Source organism: Cellvibrio sp. BR (genome assembly GCF_000263355.1).
Classification (GTDB): Bacteria; Pseudomonadota; Gammaproteobacteria; order Pseudomonadales; family Cellvibrionaceae; genus Cellvibrio.
This window is the reverse complement of sequence record NZ_JH668203.1, coordinates 355,449-369,344: the sequence shown is the minus strand read 5'-3', so window position 1 is coordinate 369,344 and position 13,896 is coordinate 355,449. Positions and strand designations below refer to the sequence as shown.

Genomic DNA, 13,896 nt, shown 5'->3' with positions numbered 1-13,896 from the left:
TCAAATCGCCCGCATTTAGGCTTGGCTGCTTAATAAATAGAAGCCGCATAGAGACCGTGAAAACAGGCAATTGGTTCAGTGATTTTATGCGGTGTTAAATCTAACGAACTTGGGTGGGGTGAGTTGTTAGCAATTGTGCGAGTGAATGGCGCCCTGTGAGTGTGCGGGCGCCATGTAGCGGGAGGGCAGGTTAAAGCGTTTTCAGGTATTCAACCAGTGCCAAACGCTGTGCATGGTTGATAGGGTTTAGCTGGCGCATTTTGGGTTTGCCTTGTGCATCCTTCAATGGGCGCCCCTGTGCATCCAGAATAAATACCGGCGTCACGCCAGCGGCATATTCATGACCTTTATTGGAGTTGCTAGGCAGGCTGGTATCAAACACAAACAAGTCGGGGTATTGCGCCGGGTCACGCCCTACCATACCTACTTTTACTGGGTCCAGTTCGCGCACCCCTATCGTAAATTTGTTGGGGCGACAGGTCTTGCCACTGATGATTTCAGCATCACTGCAGCTGGGCATAAACAGTTCATACAAGCTGGGCACTGAGCCGTTGTGTAAATAAGGTGCTGTAGCCCAAATGCCATTGAGCGGGCGCGCTTTGTAAGCAGCGAGTGTGGCGGGGTTGTTTTTGTTGACGATTTCAAAGTCCAGATGCCGCTCGGTTTTTTTAATCGGGTTATCGCCGATGGAAGTCACCAAGTCATAGAGTTTCTCCGCCCAGCGGCGGATAAACGTTTTATCGTGATCCGGCTCCAGCAAAACTCCCTCAACTGCTGCACTCAGGGCAGGTAAGACCGGCGTATTGGCGCTAAAACGCGGCGAGCGGGGATCGAGCGGTTTGATTTTGTCGCCTTCAAGGTAGCCGCTTTTGCCAGTGTAGTTGAGTGCATTCATCGCCATGTATGGATCAGTACCGATGGTTTGCAGGCTGGCAAATTGAGATATCACACGTCGTTTGGGGTCGGTGCGCTCAATGGCTTCATGACAGGTGTGGCACTGGTATTCAATAAATATCTCCCTGCCTTGCTCGGCCAAATGCTGGCTAATGGCAGGCAATACATTTTGCTCGGCCAATTGTTGCCAGCTGGGCGACCACAGACTTTCAAGGTGACGCTCCATACGTGTCAGGTTGCGCACCACTACTGAGGAGCGGTAGCCCAGATCACCTGGCTTTTTATCCAGATCAAACTGTGCAAAGACACCGAGTGCTTCGCCCGTATTACGCCCCAATGGCCCTGCTAATTCGTTATCGCCCACACCGTTCCACTGCACAAAGTCGTGCTGTGGGGTATCCCATAAATAGGGGTAGCTCACTGGTGCACTGGCGGGATTAAAGTTGGGCTCTTTGGGGGTAAGGTGGGCGAGAATACGGTTGTAAATGCGCCCAAAGGCATCGAGGCGCCCGTAACCATAAGCGACGCTTTGATTGCCGTGGCGCGGCTCATTGATCTGGTTGTAATGAGCGATTTGCGCGGCGACCTCGCTCAGCTCCACACGAAAGGCTTCTTGATCGGCGGGATATCGGGCTTTTAATACGTTTTTCGCAAGCCGCTCAAATTTGGCTGGCTCGTCGAGGCTGGTATTCAGCGCGGCAGACAAACTCTTTAGCATCTTTTCCATATCTGCCAGCGTTGCCCCGCCGTCAATGCGTATGGCTGCGCCCTGATAATTGATCTGGCTGGTATGGCAAGCTGCGCAAGTCAGGCCAATATAATTTTTGCCGAGATGTTCATCTTTTACCCAGCCCACCGGCAGTCCATCCGGGTTGGCGAGTGAGGCCGATTGGGGCAGGTAACGCAGGCGATTCATATGCTTATCGCTGCGGAATAATTGTTCGCTGTCAGATACTTCCAGATGCAGGAAAATATCGTAGGGAATCAGGTTGGAGCCTTGGGTGACATTGTAAAACCACAGGCTTTGGGCTGCGCTCCAGTTTTGTTCGGGGTAAACCACCTGCTCGGCGCTATCACCAAAGCTATCTGTTGTAGTCGCTTTGGCGTAGCGGTCGCCATCAACCAAAACCCCCTGCGATAAATAACTACAACCTTGAAGCAGTGTGAATAAAGCGAGGGTTGCCCCCCATAACAGTCGTGCAGAAGCACTGGTGAAGGTCGTGATCATTCCTTTCAAATCCTGATGATAGTTGTGAACTGTAGTTGTGTACTGTCGTTGTGGAAAAACGTGCAGTAAAAAGTGAATGGGTAAAAGCAAAAAACACACGCAAAAGAATCGCTAAAAAGGCCTTATGGTTAAGGAACTATTCAGTATTCCAACAGCCTTAGCTAAGAACTTTATCAGATTGTGCCCAGACGGGCGAAAGCGGTGAGGTGAATTTGTCACTGCTGCTACCAAGAATCTGGCAATAAAGTAACAAAATCTTTGCGGGTGTGAACGGGGTGGTGTGACAGCAAGCTTTTGCTTGAACTGTAACAAATTGTGCGTAGACTGCCGCCTCGCCGCGTAGAGGGACGCTTTTATTAGAACCGGGTGGCGAATAATCAACCAGTTTTCGGCCAATGTCGTTGTGGCGGAAAACCATAAGAACGCAGCGGGATCTTTTATGGTGATGAACTCTTTTTTTGTCGATACAGTGTTAAATAACCGCCTTGGGCAACCGGTAAGTCTGAGCGTTTGTCATCTGCAATTTCAAGGCCGCGATTACGTAATGGTGGCTGCACCTACCCAACATGCTTCCAGTTTTGTCGGAAAAAATGCTGAACCCTTTGCGTTTCAATTGCGCGAGCGTTTTGAGTTGGATGCGCGCCGTTTTGAATTAGTGGAAGTGCGCGAAACAGCGGAAGGCCTTCATTTGTATCGCTGGCGTTTTGAGTGGGTGGGTAATTCACCGCTGTCCGCGCGCAGCGAAGAAATTGTCTCACCGGTGCTGCGTGCTGCTTTATTAGACGTTATTGAGCCTGCTCCCGCTGCGATCGCTTGAGCAGGTTGTTTGGAAGCTACGCTTAAGTATCAATGGTTATCGGCGTCTCTTTGCGCCACAAGCGTTGGCGCGGCAGCTGGGTTAGTTGCGCCAACAATGTCTGCTTGTGCTCCTCGTTAGTAAACCAGTAATAGTCCTGACTACTTTTAGGTTTAAACCAGCCACGCATTTCGCCCATATATTCGAGAGTTAATGTGGGCATACCCATCTTGCGATCAAAATTAAAACTGTGGTTCCAGTGCACTAATAAATCGCGTTTGGCGATGGCTAGCGCTAACGCCGGAGTCTCTGCACTGATAGGTTTGCAACTGATAAAACCAATCACTGGTTCAGCATTGTCGTTATCAATGCGTGAAGCATTTTCAAAAAAAATATCTTCGCCGGAAAGTACAACTTTGTAGTAGGTCATGATCAACTAATTTAACTCAATCCAATTCTGCATCGGTATTTTGGTGAATAGGTGTTGCCGAGGGTAGTTGTTGAAACAATTTATTAAAGTGCTGTTGCACGCGCGCAATATTCATCTCTGACATGCTGCTCGAAAATCCAAACCAAACATACAGCCCGTTCAGGTTTTTAAACATCGGTGGCAAATGTTTTGGAGCGACAATCACCCCGTCCAAATAGCGTTCATAGAGCAGCGGTAAATCATCCAGTGTGACTTTGCCGACAAACAGCATTGGGATAATTTCCGGTACACCGGATTGAATCGCGCTGCGAATAAAGTTTACGTTTTCAACAAATCCTTTTACGTAGGAAATATCTTTGGTGAACACCGAGCCGCCGGTTAAGGTGCCGCCGCGAAACACGCGTTGGGTGACGCGATAGCTGTCGTGCTCACTAATGCCGCGCTCTAAAAAGTAGCGATAGACTTCGCAAAAATCGGCGCCTTGCTCGGCTAAATCCACCGCGACAACCCGGTCGCTAATGCGTCGTGCACGCTGCGGAAAAGAGCTGAATGTCAGCGTTTCCAGCAGTACAGCCATGCCTTCCTGAATTGCAGTAATTCGCGGCGATCCAACACTTAGCCAGGTTGCCCAAGGCTGTTCACGGCCGTTCAGGGTGGTGCCGATGTGAACCCAACCTTCATGCACTTCCAGCACCTGGATATCCAGCTCGGAAAACAGCGAGCGGCGATTAATTTTAATGCAGTCGCCACCGGCAGACGCGTCGGACACTATGTCATCGCTTATCTGCACTCGCACTTCACCGGCGCCGAAATAATCACGCATGCGCCCGCTGAGCATAGTGACTGCATCTTCAGCATTGATGTGATTGGTGTAAGGGCGGTTTAGGTGCTCGACGGCTGGCAGCGAAAAAATATGGCACAAACGCTCACCCATTTGGCGCAGGGTTTTGCGATCGCCGCGAATATTGTCACTCGCCGAACCGTAGAGTTGTTTGCTGAAATGGCCGAACTGTTGGGTGCCGCGCGCGCGCAACAGCTCAATCACAATTTGGTATTGATCAATGGTGGCCTGCAGGATTTTGCCCAGCGCATCATGGTGCCCCAATTGGCGACGCACATCGCTTTTCAATTCTTTCAGTAGTTGACTGACATTGCGTGGATCAAATGCCAGTGCTTGGCGCTGATAAAAATCCGCCTCCAATCCAGGCAGTTCTCTACCTTGTTCGGCACGAAAACGCTGTTCGATTCCTGCTGGCCACTTGATGGCATCGAGGATACGAATGGGTTTTTGCAGGGAGACCAGGCGCGTTGAAAGTTGTTTCAATCGCTCCAGATAAAGTGAATCGGTCATAGTCGGAATGCCACAAAAGGGGGCAGCCAGGTGCCGGGCGCAGACGGCTTTGAACGGCGCGCATTCTAGCCGTTTGCAGATGATTTGTGGCGAGTATTTATACCTCGCCACGACACCTCTGGCATAGCGGTGGATAAATCGCCAAAATGCACAGGGTTTAATGTTGGTTAGCTAACAGAGGAATGGGTTTATGCCGTTTGTGGCGCTGGAAAAATTACATCAGCTTTACGATGGTTACCGCAAAGCCTTTACACTGGATGGCCAGCCGCTACTGTTATTGCAGGAGAACGGCAAAACCCTGTTGATCAAAAATAGCTGCCCCCATGCTGGTGCTGCGCTCACCTATGCAACGTGTACTGGCAATGCGATCCGCTGCCCCCTGCATGGCATGGAGTTTGATTTGAGTAGCGGGCGCTCCGCTAATCCCGCGTGCAGTCAGCGATTGCAATTTATCCCGCTAATTTATGAAGGGAACATGCTTGGGGTTGAAGCAAGTTCTTACTGAGTTTTTAAGCAACAATGAATTATTAACCACAAAACAATGAGTTATTCACTACAAGGAAAGCTATGGCGCGTTTAATTATGAAATCCCTGGTGGTGCTGGTATTGATGATCGGCATTGGCAATTATTTGGTTTATCTCAAAACCGGGCAGATGCCGCTGCGCGATATGCATGCGCGTATGGGCGATGATTGGTTGGTCGATCTGCGTGAGTTGTTGTCCGATAAATTGTCACCGAATCAGTTGGCAGCCGATGCCAAAGAAGCCATGGAAAGCGTGTCCGACAAGGTATCTAAGCGGGAAACACCTGCGCCCACTAAAGTCTATAAATGGACTGATGCAAACGGTCAGGTACATTTTGGTGATAAACCCCTCGCCAGTGACGCCGAGCAAATTGAAGTCGATACGCGCAATGCCATTTCTGCGCCCGAGTCTTCCGGTTGGTCTAAGCCCGAACCCACATCCGAACAAGTGGCTACCGATACCTCATCGCCGCTGGAAAAAGCTCGCGCTGCGGCCGAAGCAATGAAACAGCGCGTACAACAACAGGAGCAGGCGCAATAGCCCGCGATGAAAATATTCTGGCGCACCACTTGGCGAGTTCTCAAATGGCTAATGTTATTGGTGTTGGTCTATCAGTTATGGTTTTTCGCCCATATTCTGGTGTGGAAATGGGTGAATCCGGGTGCGACGAGTTTTATGTCGATTCGGCTGGATGAGCTGCGCGAGCAAAATCCCAAGGCGGAATTGAAGCATCAATGGGTGGATTACGCGCATATCTCATCCCACCTGAAACGTGCTGTGGTTGCTGCTGAAGATGATCGTTTTATGCAGCATCAAGGTTTTGATTTGCGCGGGATAGAGCAGGCGCTGAAAAAGAACCAACGCAAAGGCAAATCCGTCGCCGGGGGGTCATCCATTACCCAACAGTTGGCTAAAAACTTGTTTTTATCACCCTCTCGCTCTTACCTGCGCAAAGGGCAGGAGGCGGTTATCGCACTCATGATTGAGCTGCTGTGGGATAAACGCCGCATTTTGGAGGTGTATTTAAATGTGGTGGAGTGGGGCAATGGAGTGTTTGGTGCCGAAGCAGCCGCGCGCCATTACTACCGTGTTCCAGCATCGCAGATAGGCCCATCGGCAGCGGCGCGCATGGCGGTTATGTTGCCCAATCCTCGTCAATATGAAAAAGCCATGCCCGCCTGGGTGATCCGGCATGCCTCTCGCGTGCAGGCGCGGATGCGTAATTCGCAGATTCCCTAAGCGGCCCCCTTTAAATTCCTACACCCGCAACCATATTTGCCGGCGCGCGGTTCTTGCGCCGTTCTTGTATGGCGCGGTTCTCGCCGCACGGGTTTTGCGTTACAATCGCGACCCTTTTGGGGTCTTGGTATCCTGTTTAGCTAATTGTTGTAACTATCTTGTTGTAACCGAGGTGATAGACGTGCCTATTTATGAATACCAATGTGAATCTTGCAGCCATAACCTTGAAGCCCTGCAAAAGTTGAGTGATGCCCCCTTGGTGGATTGTCCCGCCTGCGGCAAATCCAGCCTCAAAAAACAAATTTCAGCCGCTGGTTTCCGCTTGTCGGGCGGCGGCTGGTACGAGACCGATTTTAAATCGGGCAAGAAAAAGAATATCGCTGGCGATGCGGGCAGTTCTGGCTCTGGGACAACTGCTGCCAGCTAAACCGGTCAAGCTTAACCTTGGGGGCGACAGATGTCGCCCCCAAGGTTCATAGAACACTTTCATACAAATACTTTACTTATAAACATCAGGAACTCGCTATGCGCAGCCAATACTGTGGCGCTTTAAATGCCTCGTTTATCGATCAAGAAGTGACCCTCTGCGGATGGGTTGATCGTCGTCGTGATCACGGTGGTGTGATCTTTATCGACCTGCGCGACCGCGAAGGTATTGTGCAAGTGGTGTTCGATCCGGATGCCAAAGAGAATTTTGCCTTGGCCGATAAAGTGCGCGGCGAATACGTATTGCAGTTGACCGGTAAAGTGCGTGCCCGTGCGCCGTCCACCGTTAACCCGAATATGGCAACTGGCGAGATCGAAGTTTACGGCACCGCGCTGACGATTCTGAACGAAGCGGAAACCATGCCGTTCCCCTTGGATGCCTACTCCAATGTTGGCGAAGAGACGCGTTTGAAATACCGCTTCCTCGATTTGCGTCGTACCGAAATGCAGAAAAACCTGCGCTTCCGCAGCAAAGTGACCAGCGTGATCCGCAATTATCTGGATCGCAACGGTTTCCTCGATGTTGAAACCCCAATCCTGACTCGCGCTACGCCAGAAGGTGCGCGCGATTACCTGGTGCCATCACGTACTCACGACGGTAAATTCTTTGCGCTGCCGCAATCGCCCCAGTTGTTCAAGCAGCTGTTGATGGTGGCTGGTTATGACCGCTACTACCAAATCGCCAAGTGCTTTCGCGACGAAGACTTGCGCGCTGACCGTCAGCCGGAATTCACTCAGATCGACATAGAAACCTCTTTCATGTCGCAAGAACAAATCATGGAAATTACCGAAGGTATGTTCCGCGAATTGTTTAAAGATTTGCTCGGGGTTGAGTTTGCTGAAATCAACCACATGCCGTTCTCGGAAGCAATTGCCAAATACGGTTCAGACAAGCCGGATATGCGTATCCCGTTGGAATTGGTTGATATTAAAGATCTGGTTACCGAAGTGGATTTCAAAGTCTTCGCTGGCCCGGCTAACGATCCAAAATCCCGTGTTACCGCATTGAAAGTACCCGGCGGTAACGAGAAGTTGACCCGTAAACAAATCGACGACTACACCAAGTTTGTTGGCATCTACGGTGCGAAAGGTTTGGCGTACATCAAGGTCAACGACAAATCTGATCTGGAAGAAGGCTTGCAATCGCCGATCGTGAAAAACTTGCCCGTGCCCGTGCGCGCGGCCATTTTGGAACGCGTTGGTGCTGAAAATGGCGACCTGATTTTCTTCGGCGCCGACAAACACAAAGTAGTAACCGAAGCGTTGGGCGCATTGCGCTGCAAACTGGGCGCTGACCTTGAGTTGTACACCACCCAATGGGCACCTTTGTGGGTTGTTGACTTCCCGATGTTTGAAGAGGATGACAAAGGCGGCTGGACATCCATTCACCACCCGTTCACTTCACCCAGCTGTACTCCAGAAGAGTTGGTTGCAAACCCAGGCGCGGCCTTGTCCCGTGCTTACGATTTGGTACTGAACGGTACTGAGTTGGGTGGTGGTTCGGTGCGTATCCACTCATCGACCATGCAACAAGCGGTATTTAAAATCCTTGGTATTTCACCGGAAGAGCAACGCGAGAAGTTTGGCTTCCTGCTCGACGCACTTGCCTACGGCGCACCACCACACGGCGGTTTGGCGTTCGGTTTGGATCGTCTGATTATGTTGATGGTGGGCGCAAGCTCAATCCGCGACGTTATCGCTTTCCCCAAAACTCAAAGCGCTGCCTGTGTGATGACAGATGCACCTGGCACGGTAGACGAACTGCAATTGCGCGATCTGCACATCCGCTTGCGCAAGAAAGAAAAAGCAGTAGTTGCCGAAGACGCGCCCGAATACGGCATGTAACTTTTGTTGATCTGAAAAGGGTGGGCATTGCCCGCCCTTTTTTATTCCCCCACGTTAATAATCTGCAAGTTGGAGCTGTGCAATGGCCGGACATTCCAAATGGGCAAACATGAAACACCGCAAGGCGCGTCAGGACGCCAAGCGCACCAAAATCTTCACCAAAATTATCCGCGAATTAACCGTCGCTGCCAAAGGTGGAGCGAATCCCGCCGACAACCCGCGCCTGCGCGCTGCGGTTGAAAAAGCTTACTTAAACAATCTCAAAAAAGACGTGGTCGAACGCGCTATAGCCCGCGGTGCCGGCACCAACGAATCCGATGCTTACGAAGAGCTGACTTATGAAGGCTACGGTGTAAACGGTGTCGCCTTTATCGTTGAGTGCATGACTGATAATCGCAACCGTACCGCAGGTGATGTTCGTCATGCGTTTGACAAAAAGGGCGGTAATCTCGGCACTAGCGGTTCTGTTGCCTACCTCTTTGCGCGCAAAGGCCAAATCAGTTTTGAGCCAGGTATCAATGAAGACGCTTTGATGGAAGCTGCACTCGAAGCGGGTGCTGATGATGTGGTGATTAATGATGACGGTTCGGCCGATGTGATGACCGCCTTCGAGGATTTTTTCCGCGTAAAAGATGCGCTCGCCAGCGCCGGGTTAACCCCGGCTTCTGCTGAAATTACCCAAATTCCCTCGCTCACAGTCAATTTGGATAAGGAAGCCGCCGAAAAAATTCTTGCCTTGATTGACGCACTCGAAGATTTGGATGATGTGCAAAACGTCTATACCAATGCGGATATTGCCGAAGAAATTATGGAGCAGATTGGTTAACTCGTATCTCCTTGGTGCACAAAGTCGCCATGTCGTATTGCTGTCGTATACAAAACGATAGATATAGCGAAATCTGGCGGCTTTTAATCAAAGCGAGGCAAGTGTCATGGATATGAAAATCAATCATAAGTTACTCCGTCGGCAGCGCGAACAGCGTGCCTGGACTCAAAATCAGCTCGCCGAAGTTGCCAGCTTGAGTATGCGTACAGTACAACGTATAGAGCGCAATGGTATTGCAGCCAAAGAGTCTGCCATGGCGTTGGCGAGTGCATTGGATATGGACTTGGCCGACTTATTAATACAATCAAATTCAAGCTCCACTCGGCACACCAGTAATCGCCGCTGGTGGGGGTTGGTGGGAATTCTTACCTCATTAATCGTTTCTCTGGGGTGGTGGTCAACAGCAGCAGCTGAACAGGTGATGATTAATTTATCGGTAAAGGCGGAATCTGGTGCCAGTACCGAGGGTGAAATGCAATTCCTGAATGAGCTGGGGGCGCAGAGCGAGGTAAGGTTTAATCATCAATTTCGCTTGCTTGTAAGAACTGTTCGCCACAATCAGGGGTTGCTGTTGTCGACAGAAATATATGATTTCATTGATGGCGATTACCTATTGATTTCGTCCCCCTCCATCCTGATTGCGGATAACGAATTGGCCGCAATCCATCTGGATACCCATTCCAGCGGTCGGTTGCAGCTGAGCTTTAAATCTGATTTTTAATTTCACCCTTGCACCTGCAGATATTGCATGCAACACTGCGCCATAACTACTGTATATAGATACAACCTATGGCGCTTATCCTCGGTATAGACCCCGGCTCCCGCAAAACCGGATTTGGCATTATTAATGTCATCGGTAGCAAGCAGGAATACATCACCAGCGGCGTTATTCGTATGAAGGATACGGATGAATTACCCGCACGCCTCAAAGTCATCTTCGATTCCCTGACCCATATCATTGAGCAATATTGCCCACAGGAAATGGCGATCGAGCAGGTGTTTATGGCCAAAAATGCGTCCTCTGCATTGAAGCTGGGGCAAGCACGTGGCGCAGCGATTGTTGCCGCTACCGCGCTAAATGTACCGGTTTCAGAGTATGAGGCGCGCAAAGTGAAACAATCAGTAGTGGGTAATGGTGCGGCCGATAAACTGCAGGTGCAGCATATGGTGAAAACATTGTTGCGCTTGCCCGCCGCACCGCAAGAAGATGCGGCTGATGCATTGGCTGTCGCCCTTTGCCATGCCAATACTCGCGATCACTTAATTCGTATGGCGGGCTCGTCCAGTTTCCGTCGCGGACGCATTGTTTAACATTTATCTATTGAGTCGAGAATACAAACAAGTCATTAAAAGAGAAGCATTATGATTGGACGCTTGCGTGGGACATTAGTGGAAAAACAGCCTCCTTATTTGCTCTTGGATGTGCAGGGAGTGGGGTATGAGTTGCAAGCACCTATGACGACTTTTTATCGCCTGCCTGCGATTGGTCAGGATGTAGTGTTGCATACCCACTTATCCATCACTGAAAATCTGCACCAGTTATTTGGGTTTGCTGAGCAACGTGATCGCTCGCTATTTCGCACGCTCATAAAAGTGAATGGTGTTGGTCCTAAATTGGCCATTTCTATTTTGTCGGGTATGGAGGCGGATGATATTGCCCGCTGTGTGCGTGACGATAATATTACCGCGTTGACGAAAGTCCCTGGTATTGGCAAAAAAACGGCTGAGCGTTTGGTCATTGAGTTACGCGATCGCCTGAAAAATTGGGATATGCCGCAAAATGATTTGCTTGCGCATAGTGAGATCCAAAGTATTGCGACGGATAACGATATCTTTGTCGAAGCTGAAAGCGCCTTGATTGCTCTAGGTTACAAACCCGCTGATGCCGCGAAAATGGTTTCCCTGGCGGCCAAACAGAAGCCTGATGCAACCAGCGAAGAGTTAATTCGTATGTCGCTGCGCGCTATCGCTGGATAATTTTTAGCAGGTTAAATAACGATGATTGAAACCGATCGCCTGATAGCCCCTGTTGCCAAAGAGCGCGAGGATCACTTGGATCGCACGGTGCGCCCCAAGTCCTTGGCGGATTATGTGGGGCAGCCCGCTGTGCGGGAGCAGATGGAAATTTTTATCGGCGCCGCAAAAAAACGCGGCGAGGCATTGGATCACACACTGGTATTTGGTCCGCCCGGACTAGGTAAAACCACGCTTGCCAATATTATCGCCAACGAGATGAATGTCTCGCTCAAAAGCACCTCCGGCCCAGTGCTGGAAAAGGCAGGCGATTTGGCGGCACTGCTTACCAACCTTGAGCCAGGCGATGTGCTGTTTATCGATGAGATTCACCGTTTGAGTCCGGTGGTGGAAGAGATACTCTACCCGGCGATGGAGGATTTCCAGTTGGATATCATGATTGGCGAGGGGCCTGCCGCACGTTCGATTAAACTGGATTTGCCGCAATTTACGCTGGTGGGAGCCACTACACGGGCAGGTTTATTGACCTCACCCTTACGCGATCGTTTTGGTATTGTTCAGCGTTTGGAGTTTTATAATGTCGCCGATTTGACGCATATCGTGGCGCGTTCATCTGCACTTTTGGGTGTACAAATGGATATTGAAGGTGCAGCCGAAGTGGCTAAACGCTCGCGTGGAACTCCACGAATTGCGAACCGATTGTTGCGCCGCGTGCGCGATTTTGCCGAAATGAAGGGCGATGGGACTGTCACTGCAAAAATGGCTGACAGTGCACTCAATATGCTCAACGTGGATGAGCGTGGTTTCGACCATATGGATCGTCGCTTATTGGCCGCAATGATGCACAATTTTGATGGTGGTCCTGTTGGTGTAGAAAGTCTTGCTGCCGCAATTAGCGAGGATCGCGGAACTATCGAGGATGTGATAGAGCCTTATCTTATTCAGCAGGGGTTTATGGCGCGCACACCGCGCGGTCGTATTTTGACCAACAATGCTTACCTTTATTTTGGTGTGCCGGTACCTAAACGATTGCAAGACAGTGCGGAATAAAGCTCTTATCCAGTCATGAGTATTTCAGCGCACTTTAGGCTATGATGGCCCCTGTTTTTTTCCCAGTTGAACCAGTAAGAGTTAAACATATTTATGTCGGAAGCTAATCAAAGTCTGTCGATCCTGCACCTCATGCTTGAGGCCAGTTTTTTAGTGCAAATGGTGATGGTGATTCTATTTTTGGCATCAGTCATTTCCTGGGTCATGATTTTTCAGCGCGAGGTATACCAACGCAAAGCATCTGCCGCGTTTGTGTATTTTGAAAAGCAATTTTGGTCTGGTATCGATTTGAATCAACTCTATCGCCAAGGTAATAGCCGCAATGAAGCGGTAGAGAGTATTGAAAGTATTTTTCGCGCCGGGTTTAAAGAGTTTACTCGTTTGCGTCAGCAGGCTGGCGCCGACTCGGATGCAATTATGGAGGGCTCGATGCGTGCCATGCGCGTTGCACTTGCCCGCGAACATGAAAAACTGGAGGAGAATCTGCCATTCCTTGCCAGCGTGGCTTCAGTTAGCCCCTATATTGGTTTGTTTGGTACTGTGTGGGGCATTATGGTGTCCTTCCTAAATATCGCTAATGCTGGTCAGCCTAGTCTTGCAACCGTTGCCCCTGGTATTGCCGAAGCATTGATCGCCACCGCGATGGGGTTGTTTGCCGCAATTCCGGCGGTCTTGGCTTACAACAAATTCTCGGCACGCGCTGAAAATTTGATGAGTAATTATCAAACCTTTGCTGAAGAATTTTCAGCCATTCTGCATCGCCAGGTTCACAGTAAATAATACTGCGTCACGTTGATTGGTTAACAGGTTAAAAACATGTCTGGATTTGGTCCACCGGTAAAAAAGAAACTTAAGGCGGAAATCAATGTGGTTCCGCTTATTGACGTCATGTTGGTATTGCTGATTGTTTTTATGATTGCCGCACCCATGATGACTCAGGGGATAAAAGTTGAATTGCCACAGGCTGCATCAGAACCAGTTGAGTCAAAAGATGACGAGCCAATTACGGTATCCGTAAAGGCTGATGGTAGTTATTACATCGATTTGGGTGGTGATCCAGAGCAGGCTCGCCCACTTGCCGAGATCAAGGCTATTGTCAGCAAGGTTCTGGCGGAAAAACCCAACACTCTGGTTTTTGTTCAAGGTGATAAAAAAGTTGAGTATGGTGTCGTTGTTACCTTGATGGGTGAGTTGAAGTTGGCAGGAGCACCTTCGGTGGGTTTGATTACGGAGCCTCCGCGTTAGGTTTTTT

At 50.0% G+C, this 13,896-nt stretch carries 16 protein-coding genes; 13 read left to right on the top strand and 3 right to left on the bottom strand.

The window, feature by feature from the left end; translation table 11 throughout:
• Positions 1 to 190: 190 nt before the first annotated feature.
• Positions 191 to 2,122 carry a di-heme-cytochrome C peroxidase gene (locus O59_RS14790; RefSeq protein ID WP_007644152.1) on the bottom strand — a complete coding sequence of 644 codons (1,932 nt, stop codon included), beginning with the start codon at positions 2,120 to 2,122 and terminating at the stop codon, positions 191 to 193.
• A 439-nt stretch (positions 2,123 to 2,561) separates the two neighbouring features.
• On the opposite strand from O59_RS14790, the gene O59_RS14785 reads away from it, so the two are divergent.
• The gene (locus O59_RS14785; protein ID WP_007644151.1) at positions 2,562 to 2,939 is read left to right on the top strand and encodes a hypothetical protein; all 378 of its coding nucleotides are present in this window, start codon (positions 2,562 to 2,564) and stop codon (positions 2,937 to 2,939) included.
• 22 nt (positions 2,940 to 2,961) lie between these two features.
• On the opposite strand, the gene O59_RS14780 is transcribed toward O59_RS14785, so the two are convergent.
• A complete protein-coding gene (locus O59_RS14780; protein ID WP_007644150.1) occupies positions 2,962 to 3,348 on the bottom strand; it encodes a hypothetical protein in 387 nt (128 codons plus the stop codon).
• A gap of 16 nt (positions 3,349 to 3,364) precedes the next feature.
• A complete protein-coding gene (locus O59_RS14775; RefSeq protein ID WP_007644148.1) occupies positions 3,365 to 4,699 on the bottom strand; it encodes a flavohemoglobin expression-modulating QEGLA motif protein in 1,335 nt (444 codons plus the stop codon).
• Between the two features lie 190 nt (positions 4,700 to 4,889).
• Between O59_RS14775 and O59_RS14770 the strand changes: the two genes are divergently transcribed.
• The 12 genes from O59_RS14770 to tolR all read left to right on the top strand — a co-directional run bounded on the left by O59_RS14770 (position 4,890) and on the right by tolR (position 13,889).
• Positions 4,890 to 5,204, top strand: coding sequence for a Rieske (2Fe-2S) protein (locus tag O59_RS14770; protein WP_007644147.1), 315 nt, complete (start codon positions 4,890 to 4,892; stop codon positions 5,202 to 5,204).
• 62 nt (positions 5,205 to 5,266) lie between these two features.
• Positions 5,267 to 5,764: a DUF4124 domain-containing protein gene (locus O59_RS14765; protein ID WP_007644146.1), complete on the top strand. Its 498-nt coding sequence runs from the start codon at positions 5,267 to 5,269 to the stop codon at positions 5,762 to 5,764.
• A gap of 6 nt (positions 5,765 to 5,770) precedes the next feature.
• Entirely contained in the window at positions 5,771 to 6,463 is a 693-nt protein-coding gene (mtgA, locus tag O59_RS14760) for a monofunctional biosynthetic peptidoglycan transglycosylase (RefSeq protein WP_040392792.1), read from the top strand.
• A gap of 181 nt (positions 6,464 to 6,644) precedes the next feature.
• Positions 6,645 to 6,890 carry an FmdB family zinc ribbon protein gene (locus tag O59_RS14755; protein ID WP_007644144.1) on the top strand — a complete coding sequence of 82 codons (246 nt, stop codon included), beginning with the start codon at positions 6,645 to 6,647 and terminating at the stop codon, positions 6,888 to 6,890.
• Between the two features lie 98 nt (positions 6,891 to 6,988).
• Positions 6,989 to 8,794, top strand: a complete 1,806-nt coding sequence (gene aspS / locus O59_RS14750) for an aspartate--tRNA ligase (RefSeq protein WP_007644143.1) — start codon at positions 6,989 to 6,991, stop codon at positions 8,792 to 8,794.
• Positions 8,795 to 8,876: 82 nt separating this feature from the next.
• A complete protein-coding gene (locus O59_RS14745) occupies positions 8,877 to 9,620 on the top strand; it encodes a YebC/PmpR family DNA-binding transcriptional regulator (protein WP_040392789.1) in 744 nt (247 codons plus the stop codon).
• A 112-nt stretch (positions 9,621 to 9,732) separates the two neighbouring features.
• Positions 9,733 to 10,341: a helix-turn-helix domain-containing protein gene (locus tag O59_RS21110; protein ID WP_198284810.1), complete on the top strand. Its 609-nt coding sequence runs from the start codon at positions 9,733 to 9,735 to the stop codon at positions 10,339 to 10,341.
• 68 nt (positions 10,342 to 10,409) lie between these two features.
• Positions 10,410 to 10,931 carry a crossover junction endodeoxyribonuclease RuvC gene (gene ruvC / locus O59_RS14735; protein WP_007644136.1) on the top strand — a complete coding sequence of 174 codons (522 nt, stop codon included), beginning with the start codon at positions 10,410 to 10,412 and terminating at the stop codon, positions 10,929 to 10,931.
• A 51-nt stretch (positions 10,932 to 10,982) separates the two neighbouring features.
• Entirely contained in the window at positions 10,983 to 11,597 is a 615-nt protein-coding gene (ruvA, locus tag O59_RS14730) for a Holliday junction branch migration protein RuvA (RefSeq protein ID WP_040392786.1), read from the top strand.
• 21 nt (positions 11,598 to 11,618) lie between these two features.
• The gene (gene ruvB / locus O59_RS14725; RefSeq protein WP_007644133.1) at positions 11,619 to 12,644 is read left to right on the top strand and encodes a Holliday junction branch migration DNA helicase RuvB; all 1,026 of its coding nucleotides are present in this window, start codon (positions 11,619 to 11,621) and stop codon (positions 12,642 to 12,644) included.
• A 93-nt stretch (positions 12,645 to 12,737) separates the two neighbouring features.
• Positions 12,738 to 13,424: a protein TolQ gene (gene tolQ, locus O59_RS14720; RefSeq protein ID WP_040392784.1), complete on the top strand. Its 687-nt coding sequence runs from the start codon at positions 12,738 to 12,740 to the stop codon at positions 13,422 to 13,424.
• Between the two features lie 36 nt (positions 13,425 to 13,460).
• Positions 13,461 to 13,889: a protein TolR gene (gene tolR / locus O59_RS14715; RefSeq protein ID WP_040392783.1), complete on the top strand. Its 429-nt coding sequence runs from the start codon at positions 13,461 to 13,463 to the stop codon at positions 13,887 to 13,889.
• Positions 13,890 to 13,896 lie beyond the last annotated feature (7 nt).